This is a genomic window from Novosphingobium sp. ZW T3_23, from assembly GCF_044987305.1.
Taxonomy (GTDB): Bacteria; Pseudomonadota; Alphaproteobacteria; order Sphingomonadales; family Sphingomonadaceae; genus Novosphingobium.
Map to the genome: position 1 here is coordinate 14,718 of NZ_JBJDRF010000042.1, position 15,625 is coordinate 30,342.

General features: G+C 67.6%; 12 protein-coding genes. 8 read left to right on the top strand and 4 right to left on the bottom strand.

Annotated features, from left to right (window positions below; translation table 11 throughout):
- Positions 1–32: 32 nt before the first annotated feature.
- Both ACI3K3_RS18520 and ACI3K3_RS18525 read right to left on the bottom strand, forming a co-directional pair.
- Positions 33–848: a hypothetical protein gene (locus ACI3K3_RS18520; protein ID WP_404916314.1), complete on the bottom strand. Its 816-nt coding sequence runs from the start codon at positions 846–848 to the stop codon at positions 33–35.
- 130 nt (positions 849–978) lie between these two features.
- On the bottom strand, positions 979–2,235 hold the full coding sequence (locus ACI3K3_RS18525; protein ID WP_404916316.1) for a S8 family serine peptidase: 1,257 nt from the start codon (positions 2,233–2,235) through the stop codon (positions 979–981).
- 128 nt (positions 2,236–2,363) lie between these two features.
- Between ACI3K3_RS18525 and ACI3K3_RS18530 the strand changes: the two genes are divergently transcribed.
- The 7 genes from ACI3K3_RS18530 (at position 2,364) to ACI3K3_RS18560 (ending at position 10,587) form a co-directional block, all read left to right on the top strand.
- Positions 2,364–2,861 (top strand): RNA polymerase sigma factor, encoded by a 498-nt coding sequence (locus tag ACI3K3_RS18530; protein WP_404916319.1) that lies wholly within the window; start codon positions 2,364–2,366, stop codon positions 2,859–2,861.
- Positions 2,858–3,667, top strand: coding sequence for an anti-sigma factor family protein (locus ACI3K3_RS18535; protein ID WP_404916322.1), 810 nt, complete (start codon positions 2,858–2,860; stop codon positions 3,665–3,667). Before ACI3K3_RS18530 ends, ACI3K3_RS18535 begins: the two co-directional genes overlap by 4 nt.
- 127 nt (positions 3,668–3,794) lie before the next feature.
- Positions 3,795–4,169: a hypothetical protein gene (locus tag ACI3K3_RS18540; RefSeq protein ID WP_404916324.1), complete on the top strand. Its 375-nt coding sequence runs from the start codon at positions 3,795–3,797 to the stop codon at positions 4,167–4,169.
- Positions 4,170–4,239: 70 nt separating this feature from the next.
- The gene (locus ACI3K3_RS18545) at positions 4,240–5,520 is read left to right on the top strand and encodes a TolC family protein (protein ID WP_404916326.1); all 1,281 of its coding nucleotides are present in this window, start codon (positions 4,240–4,242) and stop codon (positions 5,518–5,520) included.
- Between the two features lie 3 nt (positions 5,521–5,523).
- Positions 5,524–6,702 (top strand): efflux RND transporter periplasmic adaptor subunit, encoded by a 1,179-nt coding sequence (locus ACI3K3_RS18550; RefSeq protein ID WP_404916328.1) that lies wholly within the window; start codon positions 5,524–5,526, stop codon positions 6,700–6,702.
- A gap of 4 nt (positions 6,703–6,706) precedes the next feature.
- Positions 6,707–9,889 (top strand): efflux RND transporter permease subunit, encoded by a 3,183-nt coding sequence (locus ACI3K3_RS18555; RefSeq protein ID WP_404916330.1) that lies wholly within the window; start codon positions 6,707–6,709, stop codon positions 9,887–9,889.
- A gap of 134 nt (positions 9,890–10,023) precedes the next feature.
- Positions 10,024–10,587 (top strand): nuclear transport factor 2 family protein, encoded by a 564-nt coding sequence (locus ACI3K3_RS18560; RefSeq protein ID WP_404916332.1) that lies wholly within the window; start codon positions 10,024–10,026, stop codon positions 10,585–10,587.
- 39 nt (positions 10,588–10,626) lie between these two features.
- Here the strand turns inward: ACI3K3_RS18560 and ACI3K3_RS18565 are convergent, their stop codons facing one another.
- Entirely contained in the window at positions 10,627–11,643 is a 1,017-nt protein-coding gene (locus ACI3K3_RS18565) for a LacI family DNA-binding transcriptional regulator (protein WP_404916334.1), read from the bottom strand.
- Positions 11,640–12,923, bottom strand: coding sequence for an MFS transporter (locus ACI3K3_RS18570; protein WP_404916336.1), 1,284 nt, complete (start codon positions 12,921–12,923; stop codon positions 11,640–11,642). The genes ACI3K3_RS18565 and ACI3K3_RS18570 overlap by 4 nt, the downstream gene beginning before the upstream one ends.
- 223 nt (positions 12,924–13,146) lie before the next feature.
- Here ACI3K3_RS18570 and ACI3K3_RS18575 point away from each other — a divergent pair, with 223 nt between their 5' ends.
- Complete coding sequence (locus ACI3K3_RS18575) at positions 13,147–15,609, top strand: TonB-dependent receptor (protein ID WP_404916338.1); 2,463 nt, start codon at positions 13,147–13,149, stop codon at positions 15,607–15,609.
- Positions 15,610–15,625 lie beyond the last annotated feature (16 nt).

Consider the following 15,625-nt stretch of genomic DNA (forward strand, 5'->3'; position numbering starts at 1 on the left):
ACGCTGGGCTTTCGCGGGGCCGGGCGCTGTGGTCAGTTCCCGCTTGCCGAAGCGTTCAGGCTGATCGAGCCGCCGCTGGCGGAACCTGAACCTGCGGCGGCGCCCGATGCGGTGGCACTGTGCCCCCCGCTCGACGCCGTGCCTGAGCCGGCCGTTGAGCCTTGTGCATTGGCGGTCGAAGCCGTGTCCTGCGCCGAAGACGCCGCGTTGGATGCGTGCTCGACGGCCGTATCACGGGCGGATCCGGCGGTCCCGGCAAGGTGCGAAGCCGCGCCGGTGGCATCGGGCAGCGCCGGGGCGGCGAGAGTGCCGCTGGACGCGCCGCTGCCCGAGGCGGAGCCGTTGGCGTTCGTGCCTGATGGCGCATGGCTCGCGCTGCCCAAGGCCGCACCGCTGCCTGACGTGGCTGCGTTACCGGCCAGCGAATTCAGCGTGCCCTGCGCCGAGCCGGCCCGCGAGGTTGCGCCTGAGACTGCCGAGCTGGCAAGGTTGCCGGCAGTGCCGCGCGCATCATTGCCTGCGCCGGAAGAATCCGGCGTGGAAACCGCAGGCGCCGTCACCTTCTTGTCGGCGCGGCCGTTGCCCCGGCCGGAAGCCGATGCCGTGGCCGAACGCGCGCTGCGGCTGGCGCGCATGTCGCCTGCTGCGCTGCCCATGCCATCCAGCGTGCTGCCGACCGAGCCGGTGCCGAACGAGCCGCCCAGCGCTCCGCCCAGGCTTCCGCCCAGACTGCCACCGATACCACCGCCGCCGAGAAGCTGAGCCTGTGCCGTGCCGGGCGCCATGGCGACGGCGACGGCCGCCAGAGCCGCGCCGAGGGTCGCCTTGTTGAGAGTGATGCTCTTCATCGTTCGGGTTCCTTTCCTCTACTCGTTCCCTCCGCCGCCGCGCCCGAGCGCCTTGCGGTGGGTCTGAGAGAGAAACGGATGGCCTTTCCGGTTTCATCCGCAGGTCCGGCGAAAAAACTTCAGACCGCGATCATCCGCCGGTTCGGCAAACCATGCAGAGCACCCCGCGCCCGGTCCGCCGCGAAGGCGACAGAGCTTCGCCGTCGGTGGCCTTCAGGGCCGCCGCAACGTCTCTGCCGGCCCCCATCCGCGCGGCGATACGCGCGGCGGCGAGGGGAGCGGCGAACGAGGTTCCGCGTAGCCCGGTGCGTCCCTTGCCCGGAACCAGCGCCGTCATGTCCGCGCCCGGCGCCGCATAATCGAGATGGGCGGCCTTGCCTGCCTCGATCAGCACGCGCCCGCGTCCGTCGACGCCGGTAACGGCAACCACGCCGGGGTAGGAGGCCGGATAGGCCGGGGGCGCCGCGGCGCCGTCATTGCCCACGGCGCCGACCACCACCATGCCCTTTGCCCGCGCCGCCGCCACCGAACGCGCCAGGAGCGGATTGGCAGGCCCGACCAGACTGATCGAGACCACCGGCACCCGCTGCGCCGCCATCCAGCCGAGCGCGCGGGCAATCGCCAGCGCATTGCCGCCCGCCGGATCGGCGCCATAAACATCGGCGCCATAGATCCGCGCCGTACCTGCCCCCTTGAGCAGCGAGGCAATGGCCGAGGCATGGTCGCTCGCTTTCGGCGCGCCCGCCGCGAAGGCGCCTTGTGCCGCCAGCCGGTCCGAACCGGCAATTCCGCCATCGATCACGCCAACCGTGCCGCCTTTGGGCAACTTTACGGCAGCGGCATTTGCCCCGGTGTCCCTACCGGTTCCCGGCGCCGCCGCGCCCGAGGGAAAGTGCAACTGGTCCGCCGTGATCTCGCGGCCCGGCAAGGCGCGGCGCAAGTCGGCAATGGCGCGGGCGAGGGGCAGCCCTGCCGGTGTCGCAAGACGGGCATAGGCAATGCCGAGATCCGCAATCTCTCCCTGTTCGATCAGCGCGAAGCCTTTGCCTGCTGCCTGCGCAAGGCCTTGGGCATCGGGATCGAGCAGCAGCAATTCGCCCGCGCGGGCCGGTTCGTGGCGGTCGTCCCAATCCACGCGGTCATGCCGGGCCGCCACGAAATCGCGCAGCCGGCCCAGCCGGTCCTGCGCCAGTTGGCGGGTATCCCCGACAATCGTGGAGACACCGGACAGCGAACGGTCGACCACGTCCTGCGCAGTGCCCGACACGCTTCCGGATACGCTCGCCCGCGCGCGATCGATCGCGCCGAGCGGATCGAGCCCGCCCGGCAGACCCAGTTGCGCTCCGGCCGGAGCGGCTGGCGCGGCCAGCATCAGCGCTGCCAGCATCAGCCCTGCCAGACCCCCGCATATTTCAGACCGTCGACCCATCCTTCGTTCCCATAGCAAAAATCGGTGGCGCTCAAGGATGAAACGGTGCCATCGGGACGTTTCATCCTCACGGAAACGATATTTCGATGAGCACGCAGGACTTCTGCAACGAATTGACGGCATTGCTGCCACGCCTGCGGCGTTTCGCACGGGGGCTGACACAGAACGCGGCGGATGCCGATGACTTGTGCCAGGCCACCGTCGAGCGCGCACTGGTGGCGCGCGGTCAGTGGCAGGAAGGCACGCGGCTCGATGCCTGGGTGTACCGGATCATGCGCAACCAGTGGATCGACGAGACCAGGGCCCGCAGCCGCCGCGCACAGACCTTCGTGCACGAGGACGAAGGCACCGATGTGGGCGTGGCCGGGGACCGCGATGCGGAAAACCGTGTCGAGCTGCGCAATGTCGACCGCGCGCTCGCCCGTCTCCCCGCCGAGCAGCGGGAAGCGGTGGTGCTCGTGCTGGTCGAGGGCTTCGCCTACAAGGAAGCGGCGGAGATCATCGGCATTCCGCAGGGCACCCTGACATCCCGCCTCGGCCGCGGGCGCGAGGCTCTTTTGAAGGAACTTGGAGAAACCGCATGAGCGTGACCCCCGAAGAGCTCATGGCACTGGCCGATGGCGAATTGCCGCCCGAAGAGGCGGCGCGCGTGGCAGCGGCCGTCGCCGCCGATCCCGCCCTGGCCCGTCGGCTGGAAGCGGAGCGGGCCTTGCGCTCCGCACTGCGTGGCCATCTCGAACCTGTGGCGCAGGAGCCGGTGCCCGATGCGCTGACCGACCGGATCGCCCGTGCCGCCGCCGAGGACAGCGAGCGCCGCGCGACAGAAGGCATGACCGGAACGGGCCGTGCCACACCGGCCGAAGTCTTCGATCTCGCCGCCGCCCGCACCCGGCGCGAAGAGGCCGAAAAGGCCGGCAGGCGCGCGGCCAAGGGCCCTCGTGTGCCGCTTTTCGCCGATCGCCGCATGGCCTTCGCCATGGCCGCCTCGCTGGTTCTGGGGCTGATGCTCGGCGGACAGTTCCGGAGTGAAGGGCCGATAAGACAGACGCGCCAGGGGCTGGTCGCCTCGGGTTCGCTGGCACGCACGCTGGATCGTCAGCCGGCTTCGGCCGGAGAGAGCGGCGGCACGCGCATTCTGGCCAGCTTCCAGAGGCAGGGCGGCGGCTATTGCCGTGTCTTCACCGCCGTCGCCACTTCCGGCATTGCCTGCCGAGAGGAAGGCACCTGGCGGCTCGAACGGACCATGGCTGGAGAAGGCGCGCAAACGAGCGAATACCGGCAGGCCGGATCGGCGCAGGCCGAGATGATGGCCGCGGCGCAGAACATGATGCGTGGCGATCCTCTCGATGAGGCGCAGGAGCATGCGGTAATCGAGAAAGACTGGCGTTAGAACCTACGAAGTCCTGCCGGCAATCCATGCGCGCGATCATTGTGCTGATCTTCCTGCGCTCTGCCTGGCGGGTGCTCGCAGAGGCGGTTCCGGCCTGGCGACAAGCCCGCATGGCGCCGCACGAGACATGGAGATGACACCTCCCGCCAAATCCCTTATGCCGGAGGCCATGTCTCGTTGGGGCCTGCCTCTCCTGCTGATCTTGCTGTTGTCATCCTTCATGGCGGCATCGGCGTTGCATGCAGCGGAGATCGCCGGTCCGGTGACGATGGAATGCTCCGGCTACGTTCACAGTGACGGAGACGCGGACGAATCCCAGGGTGATGCCGACAAAGGCGTGTCGCACCATCATTCCAATTGCCAGGGCGGCGCCTCGTTCCTGCCGTCCCGCGATTTGATTCCCCAGCTTCAGAGCCATCGCAAGGAGCCGGTACGTGCCAACCAAGCGCATGCGCTCGGCCGCTGGATTTCCGGACCGGATCTGCGTCCTCCCATCGCCTGATTGAATCCGAACGGCCGTAACTCGCGCATCGGTGCGTGCGGCCTGACGTCCTTCAATCAGGAACAGTTTCATGTACAGGATCATAGCGGCCTTGCTGGCCGCCACGTCGTGCGTTGCCGTTGCGCAGGCGCAGGACATCGCGACCCCGCGCGCGGCGCAGGTGGCTACTAACGCATTCACTTTGAACGATGCCGTTGCGGCTGCGGGCGGCAGTGCCCCGGCGATCGAGGCGGCCGAAGCCGGTATCGAGGCGGCGGAAGCCGGCCGCCGGGTGGCGGGCCTTCGCCCCAATCCCGTCGCGCAGGCGCAGATCGAGAACATCGCGGGCACGGGCGCCTACAACGGCCTGGGCAGCAGCGAGACCACGGTCGGCTTCATGCAGACCCTCGAACTGGGCGGGAAGCGGAGTGCCCGCGTCGCGGTGGCCTCGGCCGAACTGAGCCGCACGGAACTTCAGGCCGCGATCGTCGGCGCGGATGTGCGCCTTCAGGTGACGCAGCTCTATGTCGAGGCGATCGCGGCCGAGCGCCGGCTCTGGGCGGCCCGCGATCAGGCGCGGATCGCGGGCGATGCGCTGAGGGCTGCCAGCATGCGCGTTCAGGCGGGGCGCGCTTCTCCGCTGGAGCAGCAGCGGGCAGACGTTGCCCGCGTCACTGCGGAGACGAACGTCGAGCGGCAGGACCGGCTTGCGCGCGCTGCGCGAACCAATCTCGAGCGGCGGATCGGCCGTCCGGTCGAGAGGACGCTCGATATCGGCCTGTTGGACCGGCTTCCCTCGGCATCCTACGGGCCGGGAGCACCCATGACCGCGCAGGGCACGCTGGCGCTTGCCGCCGCCGATGCCGATCTGGCGGTGGCCGACGCCAATGTGCGGCTGGCGAGAGCGAACCGGGTGCCGAACGTGGATGTCGGGCCTTCGGTCCGGCGCCTGGAAGCCACGAACGACTTTGCCGCGGTATTCACGCTGTCGCTTCCGCTACAGGTCTTCGACAATGGCCGTGCCGCCCTCGATCAGGCCAGCGCCCGGCGTAGCCAGGCAGCAGCGCAGCGCCGGGTCAGCGCGCTGGATATCGAACAAGCCATCACCGATGCCCGGGCCGAGGCCGACAATGCCGCGACTCTCGCCAGGGCGGCGTCGGGGCCGGCATTGGCCGCTGCGCAGGAAGCCGCCCGCATCGCCCGTATCGGCTACCGCGAAGGGAAGTTCGGCCAGCTCGACCTGCTCGATGCGGAACGCACGCTGGCCGAGACCCGCGTCGCCGCCATCGATGCGCTTGCCGCCTACCAGAATGCCCGCGCGCAGCTGGAGCGCCTGACCGCGCCCGCCGTCGCGCCTCAGGGGGGAAACTGAATCATGAATCGCCATATGCTCATGTACGCCGCGCTGCCGCTGTCCCTCGCGCTTGCTGCCTGCGGGGGCGGTAGCTCGCAGGATGCCGCACCCAGGGAGGAGAAGGCTGGGGGCGAGGCCGCTCACGCCGAGGCCGCTCACACTGAGGAAGGCAAGGTCACGCTGACCCAGGACCAGATCGCATCGGCGGGTATCCAGCTTGGCCGTCCGATGGTCGGTGGCTCGGGAACGCTGGAATTGCCGGCCACCATCGACGGCGACCCCCAGGGCATGCAGGTGGTCTCCGCCGCCATCGGCGGGCGCGTGGTGGCGCTGAACTACAACCTGGGCCAATCGGTCGGGCGCGGACAGATACTGGCGGTGATCGAGAGCCGGGAAGCGGCGATGCTGAGGGGCGAAGTCGAGGCAAGTCGCGCGCGCCTGGCCCTGGCGAACGCGAACCTTGCCCGCGAACAGCGCCTGTTCGCCCAGCGCGTCTCGCCCGAACAGGATCTGATCGCCGCGCGCACGGCAGCGACCGAAGCCCGGATCGCCTACAGCCAGGCGCAGGGACAGGTTTCCGCAGCGGGCGTTGGCGGCGGCGGGCTCAACCGCCTCGGGATTACCGCGCCGATCTCCGGACAGGTGATCGCCCGCAGCGTCGTGCTGGGCCAGACCGTCGATGCCAATGCCGAACTCTACCGGGTCGCTGACCTGTCGCGCGTTTCGCTCTCGCTCAACCTGCAACCGGCCGACGCGGGGCGCGTACGTCCGGGCAATCTCGTGACCGCCACGGCCCCCGGGCGCACGGCGAGGGCCAGAGTGAGCTTCGTGTCCCCGGCGCTCGATGCGCAGACCCGGCTCGTGCCCGTCATCGCGACGCTCGACAATCGCGCCGGTCAATGGCGCGTGGGAGAGCCGGTGACGGCCTCTGTTCAGCTTTCGGGCGCCCAGCTATCGGGTGAAGGCGGCGACGGCCTGGTGCGCGTGCCCAGCACGGCCGTCCAGACCGTGGAGGGCAAGAGCGTCGTCTTCGTGCGCACCAGGACCGGCTTCCAGGCGGTTCCCGTAACGCTGGGCGATAATTCCGGCGGCTCCGTGATCGTTCGCGCGGGTCTGAAGGGCAGCGAGCAGATCGCCACTTCCAACAGCTTTACGCTCAAGGCCGAACTCGGCAAGGGCGAAGCGGCGCACGAGGATTGAGCCGATGATTGCCGCAACCGTCAACTGGGCGGTCCACAAGCGCTGGCTCGTCCTGCTGCTGACCGCCATTGCCGCCGTGATCGGCGCCGCCGCCTTGTCCCGCCTGCCGATCGACGCCGTGCCGGACATCACCAACAACCAGGTGCAGATCAACGTCCGCGCCCCGGCACTGTCGCCGGAACTCGTCGAGAAGCAGGTTTCGTTCCCGATCGAGACCGCGCTCGCCGGTATCCCGGGCCTCGATCATACCCGTTCGCTCAGCCGCAACGGCTTCTCGCAGATCACCGCCGTGTTCGACGAGAGCACCGACATCTACTTCGCCCGCCAGCAGGTGGGCGAACGCCTTACCGGGGTGAAGGAAAGCCTGCCCCCGGGCGTCAATCCCGAGATGGGGCCGATCGCCACGGGCCTGGGTGAGGTCTACATGTGGACCGTGCGCCTGGAGCACCGCAAGGACGACAAGCACGTCCCCGGTGAGCCCGGCATGCAGCCGGACGGCAGCTACATCACGCCCGAAGGCGAACGCCTGACCAACGATACCGACAAGGCGACCTACCTGCGCACCGCGCAGGACTGGATCGTCGCGCCCTTGCTCAAGAACACCAAGGGCCTGGCCGGGGTCGATTCGATCGGCGGTTATGCCAAACAGTTCCTCGTCGTGCCGGACGTGCAGCGCCTGGCCGCGATGAACGTGACCCTTGGCGATCTAGCCGAGGCGCTGGAGCGCAACAACACCAGCGTCGGCGGCGGCTTCGTCAACCGCAACGGCGAGGGCCTTGCCGTTCGCTCCGATGCACTGGTCAAGAACGCGAACGAACTGGCCAAGGTCGTAATCGCCACGCGCGAAGGCGTGCCGATCACGCTGGGGCAGGTCGCCACCGTCAAGACCGGACAGGCGATCCGCATGGGCTCCGCCTCCGAGAACGGCACCGAGGTCGTCGTCGGCACCGCGATCATGCGGATCGGTGAGAACAGCCGCAGCGTCGCCACCGCCGTGGCCGACCGTCTACAGGAGATCAACGCGTCGCTGCCGCCGGACGTGGTGGTTCAGCCCGTGCTGAACCGCACCGAGCTGGTCAACGCAACGATCAGGACGGTCGCCAGGAACCTGGGCGAGGGCGCGCTGCTCGTCATCGTCGTGCTCTTTGCGCTGCTCGGCAATTTCCGCGCGGCGCTGATCGCGGCGATGGTGATCCCGATCACCATGCTGCTCACCGGCTTCGGCATGTTGAGGGTGGGTGTATCGGCTAACCTCATGAGCCTTGGAGCGCTCGATTTCGGCCTCATCGTCGACGGCGCCGTCATCATCGTCGAGAACGCCTTGCGGCGCATGGCGGAGGGGCAGTATCACAAAGGCCGTCTGTTGACCGTGGAGGAACGTCTCGCCACCGTGACTTCGGCCGCGCGCGAAATGATCCGGCCGTCGGTCTACGGACAGGCGATCATCATCCTCGTCTACGTGCCGCTGCTGACGCTGACCGGGGTGGAGGGCAAGACTTTCGTGCCCATGGCGCTGACCGTCATCATGGCGCTGGCCTTTGCCTTCGTGCTCTCGCTGACGGCGGTACCGGCGGCGATCGCCATCTGGCTTTCCAACCGTGTGGAGGAGAAGGACGGCCGGATCATGACCTGGCTCAAGGCACGGTACGAACCGGGTCTTGAAAGGGCGATGAAGCGGCCGGCTTTGACGGTAGGCACCGGCGTCGTCGGCTGTGCCGTCGCCATCGCCGCCTTCCTGTCGCTGGGACAGGTGTTCCTGCCGCAGCTCGACGAAGGCGACGTGCTGATCCAGGCGCTGCGCATTCCGGCCACTTCGGTTCAGCAGAGCCAGGCCATGCAGGGGCCGATCGAGCGCATGATGTCGAAGCAGCCGGAAGTGCAGTTCGTCTTTTCCAAGACGGGCACGGCCGAACTGGCCTCCGATCCCATGCCGCCCAACGCCACCGACATGTTCGTGATCCTGAAGCCGCGCGACCAGTGGCCGGACAAGAGCATGACCAAGGACGAACTCGTCGCCCGCTTCGAGAAGGAACTGAACAGGTTCCCCGGCAATGCCTACGAGATCACCCAGCCCATCCAGATGCGCTTCAACGAACTGATCGCCGGCGTGCGCGGCGACATCGCGGTCAAGGTGTTCGGAGAGGACTTCAACGCGATGAATGCCACGGCCGAGAAGATCGCAGGCGTCCTGCGCAGGACCGAAGGCGCGGCCGACGTCAAGGTGGAGCAGACCACGGGCCTTCCCATGCTCGACATTCGCGTCAACCGCGATGCCCTGTCGCGGCTGGGCGTCACGGCCCAGGATGTGCAGGATATCGTCACCGCCACGATCGGCGGTCGCGAAGCCGGCATGATCTTCGAAGGCGATCGCCGCTTCCCGGTGGTGATCCGCCTGTCCGAAACGCAGCGCGCCGATATCGGCCTGCTCCAACAGCTGCAGGTGCCGGTGCCAGGCGGCCGCTTCGTGCCACTGGCCAGCCTTGCGGACATCCGCATCGTCGACGGTCCTAACCAGATCAGCCGCGAGAACGGCAAGCGCCGCGTGGTGGTTCAGGCCAATGTGCGCGGTCGCGACGTCGGCAGCGTGGTCGAAGATGCCCAGGCCGCCATCGCCAGCGAAGTCCGACTGCCGCCGGGCAGCTATCTGGAATGGGGCGGCCAGTTCGAAAACCTCGCTTCAGCCCGAGAGCGCCTGCAACTGGTGGTTCCGGCCTGCTTCGCCCTGATCCTGCTGCTGCTCTACGGAGCGCTCGGATCGGTTCGCGACGCCGCGATCGTGTTCACCGGCGTTCCCCTGGCGCTGGTCGGGGGCGTGCTCCTGCTGTTCGCGCGGGGGATGGACTTCTCGATTGCGGCAGCGGTCGGCTTCATCGCGCTCTCGGGCATCGCGGTGCTCAACGGGCTGGTCATGGTTTCGTCGATCCAGGACCTCATGCGCAAGGGCATGGAACGGGCCGAGGCCGCCCGCAGCGGTGCCATCCAGCGCCTGCGTCCAGTGGTGATGACCGCGCTCGTCGCCAGTCTCGGCTTCGTGCCCATGGCATTCGGGACCGGCGCGGGGGCGGAAGTGCAGAAGCCGCTGGCAACGGTGGTGATCGGCGGCCTGATCTCGGCGACGCTGCTGACGTTGTTCGTCCTGCCGACGCTCTATGCCCGCCACGGGGGCCAGGACGTCCCGCGCGGGTGAAGCCGAAACGCGGCTTCCGTGAGGAAGAGGGAGGAGGCATCGCCCGCGCGGTGCCTCTTCCGGCGGGGTGGCGGGGCGCCGTCGCTGACGGCACAGTGCGGCCCGGCCAGGATGCAAGAGGAGTGACCGGAACAATGCCGGCAATCGATGTCGAACAGGAACTCGCCGCCCTCAAGGCCAGCGTCCAGCATATCATGGACCGGCAGGACATTCTCGACGTGATCGTTCGGGAATCGCGCGGGCGGGATCGGCACGACGAGGAACTGACGGCCGGGTGCTATTGGCCGGAAGGCGCGGACGAGCACGGTCCGGTGCCGTTCCCGGCCCTGGAGTATCCCGCCAAGGCCAATCGCGGGCACGCCGCGTTCTTTGCGATGAACCAGCACAATCTTGCCAACCATTCGTGCGAGATCGATGGCGACACGGCCTATTGCGAAACCTACGTCATCGGAACGCTGCTGTCGCAAGACGGCCTGACCTGCACGATGGCCGCGGGACGGTACATGGACCAGATGGAACGGCGCGGCGGCGAGTGGCGGATTCTGTGGCGTCGCTCCACCGTGGAGGCCGCGATCCAGGGCGACGCCTCATGGCTCCACACGGCGGCCGTGAAGGGCTTCCTCAAGGGAACCCGCGATCGCGGCGACCTGTCCTACGCCCGTCCGTTCGAAGTCGGCGCTCCCGGCGCGCGCTGGTAGCTCGCGTCAGCGGATAACGAGATCCGCCCACTCCGGTCGTCAGGCCGGGCCGGTGCTTCCGCGCAGGACGACTTCGTGGGGCAGCATCAGGTGCCAGTCCTCGCCTCCGGCATCTTTCCGGAACTGGGGGTTCACGAGGATGTCGACGGCCGCAGAGGCCATTTCGGCCTTGGGCTGGCGGACCGTCGTCAGTTGCGGCCAGGCTGCGCGAGATGACGGCGCGTCGTCGAAGCCGCAGATCGACAGCTTCTCGGGCACGGCGATCCCATGTTTCATCGCCGTGATCAGGACGCCCAGCGCCATGTCGTCGTTCGAGGCGAAAATGGCGGTCGGGCGATCCGCCATGGCCAGCAGTTTCTCCCCAAGTTCCATGCCCGAGCGCGAACTGAAATCGCCGCGCATGACACAGGCTTCGTCCACCGCCACGCCCGCCGAGGCCATGGCCTGGCGGAAGCCTTCCTCGCGCCGTGCCGATGCGCTGTGGCTGATCGGGCCCTGGGCGAAGCCGATGCGGCGGTGGCCAAGGCCAAGCAGGTACTCGGTCATCTCCTGCGCCGCACGGCGATCGTCCATGCGCACCGTGCCCGAGGCGGGCGGGGCGGAGCTTGGCGCGACGAGCACGGTGGGCAGCCCCGCCTCCGCGAAGACCGCCATCAGCGCGGGTTCGTCGCAGATCGGCGGCGCAACGATCGCGCCGTCCAACCGCAGCGCCGAGATGCTGCCGCGCACTTGCGCTTCCCAGCCCGGAGCGCCGAGATCCACCGGCTCGACCACGAGATGATAGCTGCGCGCGCGGCATCCCAGCAGGGCGCCATGCTGGACATCGGCGGCGTAGCCGGAAACGGGATCGTCGATGAACAGGCCGAGCAGGTAGGAGCGGGTGCTGGACAGGCTGCGCGCGAAGGCATTGGGCCGGTAGTCCAGCTCGGCCACGACCTTCTGCACAAGCGCCCGCACTTCCGGCCGCACATGGGCCTCGCCGTTGATCACGCGCGAGACGGTCTTGGGAGATACCCCCGCCAGGGCAGCGACGTCCTTGATCGTGACGATGCTCAAGTTCGTGCCTCCCGTGGTACTGCCGGTCTTCTCGTGCGGACGCAGAACGCGGCGAACAACGCGATCCCCATGTAACAGACGCAAGGCAGCAGAAGCGAGGCGAGCAGTCCGACCGCGTCCGCCATGGTCCCGGTCAGGATCGGCACGATCGCGCCGCCGACCACGGCCATGCAGAGCCACATCGAAGCCAGGGGTGCCCTGGCGCTGTCTTCCGGCATCGCCAGGGCATAGATCGTCGGATACATGATGGCGTTGCACAGTCCCACCGCGATCAGCGTGGCGGCTCCGGCCGGGCCGGGCAGGACGGCGGCCGCCGCGGTCAGCCCGATGGCGGCCAGCGCGGCATAGAGAAGCAGCCGGGTTTCGGGGATGCGGGTCATGAGCCAGGCGCCCGCGAACCGCCCGATCATCGCTCCCGCCCAATAGAGGCTGACGAGCCGCCCGGCGCTGACGGGCTCCAGTGCCAGTCGGCTGGGCAGCATCAGCACGTTCGTCATCAGCGTGCCGATCGTCACTTCCGCGCCGACATAAAGGAAGATCGCGCAAGTCCCCCACAGCAGCCGGCGATCGGAAAGTACCGAGAGGATCTGCCGCGTCCAGTCGCGGGGGAGGTGGTCGCCCGATCCCGACGGCGATCGCGCCAGGAGCTGCCGGTGGGCTGCATAGAGCGTCGCAAGCAGGGCCAGCACCGCGCCGGTGGCGATGAAGGGAATGGCTGCCCCGACATTGGCCCCCGCATTGAGCGTGATTTCGGCCAGCAGGAACGGCGCGCTCGCCAGCGGGCCGAGCACGGTTCCTAGCGAGTTGAAGCCTTGCAGCAGGTTGAGCCTGAAGGCGGAACGGCGCGAAGGCCCGATCACGGTGACCACGGTGTTGGCTGCGATCTGGAGTATCGTCTGCCCGCCCGAAAGCAGCAGGAGCGCGCAGAGAACCAGCAGGAACGCCCGCATCCCCTGCGCCAGCGCGAGCGCCAGGCAACCGGCCGCCATGATCGTCAGGCCCGTCGCGATCGCACGCATGTAGCCGATGCGAACGACGGCAAGCGCGGCGGGCAGGGCAAAGAGCAGGTAGCTGGAATGGAAGGCCAGCTGCACCAGCAGCGCGCTCTTGTAGTCCAGCGCCAGCACGGCCCTCAGCTGCGGCACCAGCAGGCTGACCGAAGCACTCAGGAACCCGCCGATGAAGAACACGCCGATGGAGAGCTGGAACAGGCGCCGGGCCACGGCTTCCGGGGCGGCGGAAAGCGCATCGTGCGGTGGGGAAAGCGTCATGGCGAACATCTATGGCACTCGACAGGCGATGGCAAACCGGGCCCGACCGGCAAAGGTATGGGCTCCCGGAACCGCAACTTGAAATCCACCGCTCGGAAATTCACGGGCTGGAATTCCAGAATCTGACATCGATGTCAAATCATTGCCATTTTGGTTCTGAATGCGCTTGACATCGATGTCAAATGCAGGCCATCAGCCGCTCACAAAGTACAAAACCATCTGGGAGGATGACATGACGAGGCACGATCTCGTCGCGGGCACAGCGCTCGCGGCTTGCCTTTTTTCGATTTCGACTGCGGCTCACGCACAGGACGCCGCTGCTGTCCAGCAGAGCGCGCCCGCCCTCTCCAGCGGGGACATCATCGTCACCGCCACGCGCCGCGAAACCACGCTGCAATCGACGCCCATCGCAATTTCCGCGTTCAGCCAGGAAACGCTGACGAAGAACGGCGTGAAGGACGTGACCGACCTCGCGCGCTTCGTGCCTTCCTTGCAGTTCAACCAGCAGGGCGACCAGTCGGCCGTGCTGCTGACGCTGCGCGGCATCGGCAACGACAGCGCCTATACCGAAGTGGCCGATCCCGAAGTCGCCATCTATATCGACGGCATCTACTCGCCGCGTTCGCAGGGCGCCTCGGTCCTGATGTACGACATGGAACGCGTCGAAGTGCTGCGCGGTCCGCAGGGCACGCTGTTCGGCCGCAATGCCACCGTCGGCGCGCTCAGCCTGATCTCGGCCAAGCCCAAGCTCGGTGAATTCTCGGGCAATGTCGAAGTGGTGGGCGGCAACTACGACCGCCTCGGCGTGCGCGGTGCGATCAACATTCCCGCCACCGACAGCCTGGCCTTCCGCGTCGCCTTCGTCAGCGACCGGCACGACGGCTATGCCGACTATCAGCCCGCGCTCGACATCGTCGGCATCAACAAGTCGGCCTTCGTCACTTCGGGCAAGAAGTATTACGCGGCAGACCAGCAGTCGGGCCGCGTCTCGATGCTCTGGCAGCCGGGCGACAAGTTCAGCTGGAATCTCTCGGCCGAAGGCTTCCTGGACAACGGCGCGCCGGTGATCGGCCTGCTCCAGACCCCGCGCGCGGGCACCAAGCGCTGGTCCACGCTCAGCGATACCGCGCCGGAAACCGATCGCTACTCGGTCGCCGTGCGCAGCACGATGAACTACGACATCACGGACGGCGTGCAGGTCAGCTACATTGCCGGCTGGTCGCGCATCGGCGGCAGCACCCGTACCGATGCCGACGCGGGCGCCCTGCCGCCGACCGGACAGGTGGACGCAAACGGCAACGACCTGCCGCTCGGCGCCTTCGGCGAGAACGCGACGCTTTCCTCGCGCTACGACTTCCAGAGCCACGAGCTTCAGCTCAAGTCCACCGGCGAGAACGCCATCGACTGGATCCTCGGCGCCTACTACAGCCACGAGAAGAACCGGATCCGCTTCGATATCGACCAGCGCAACGGCTACCGCGACGGCACCTTCAGCTGGGCCGGCAGCTTCATCCAGGCCAACCGCCAGATCGACAGCCGCGCCGTGTTCGGCCAGGCCGTCTGGCACGCCTCGGACTGGCTGCGCTTCACTGGGGGCCTGCGCTATACCTCGGACAAGAAGCAGGACATCGGCGGCCGCAACGTGACCTACTCGGGCGAAGGCTGCACCGATGCCGACAAGGCACCCGGCGGCGCCTGCACCGGCGGCATCTTCGGCGCCTATCCGAACGCCACCGCGCAGGAACTCGTCGCCCTGCTGCCCGGCTTCTCGATCTCCAGCAATGACGTGAAGGGCAAGTGGGACAAGCTGACCTACCTCGCCCGCGTCGATGCCGATCTGGCCGAGGACACGTTGGGCTACGCCAGCATCTCCACCGGCTTCAAGTCGGGCAACATCCAGGACAATGCCGGTCTGACCGATCCGGAAACGCTGACCAACTACGAAGTCGGCCTGAAAACCCGCCTGCTCGACCGGGCCGTGACGCTGAACCTGGCCGCCTACTATTCCGACTTCAAGGGATATCAGGTGAACCAGGCGGTCACCTTCCGCGACGATGAAGGCAACGTGGTGCGCAGCCAGATCGTGACCCAGAACGCCAAGGGCGCGAAGGCCTACGGCCTGGAAGCGGAAATGAACGCCGCCTTCACCCCCGCCGATCGCCTGAACTTCTCGGCCACCGTGCAGAAGACCAAGCTGGACGATCTGGAAAGCGTGGACGGCCGCCTCTACGACGGCGGCAAGGCATCCTCGATCGTGCAGCTTCAGGGCAACGAACTGGCCCACGCGCCGCGCTTCTCGGCGACGCTGAGCTACGAGCACGATTTCGAACTGGCGAGCGGCGCGCGCATCACCCCGCGCTTCACCACCCATTACGAAACCAGGAGCTGGCTGAGCTACTTCAACGGCGACGCCAACCCGTTCGTGAATGCCAACGACCCGGCCGAGAACATGCCGGATCGCGGCACCAACGGCACGAACTGGGACAAGCAGAAGGCCTACTTCCGCTCCGACGCCTCGATCCGTTTCGAGCCCGCCGACGGCAAGTATTCGGTCGAAGCCTTCGTCCAGAACATCGAGAACGGACATATCCGTACCGGTGCCGGTGCCTTCGGCGCGCCGCGCTACGATCCGGTGTTCCTCTCGAACCTCCAGCCCCCTCGCACCTGGGGCGTCCGCGCCCGCGCGAGCTTCTAAACAGCTGAAGGGAACG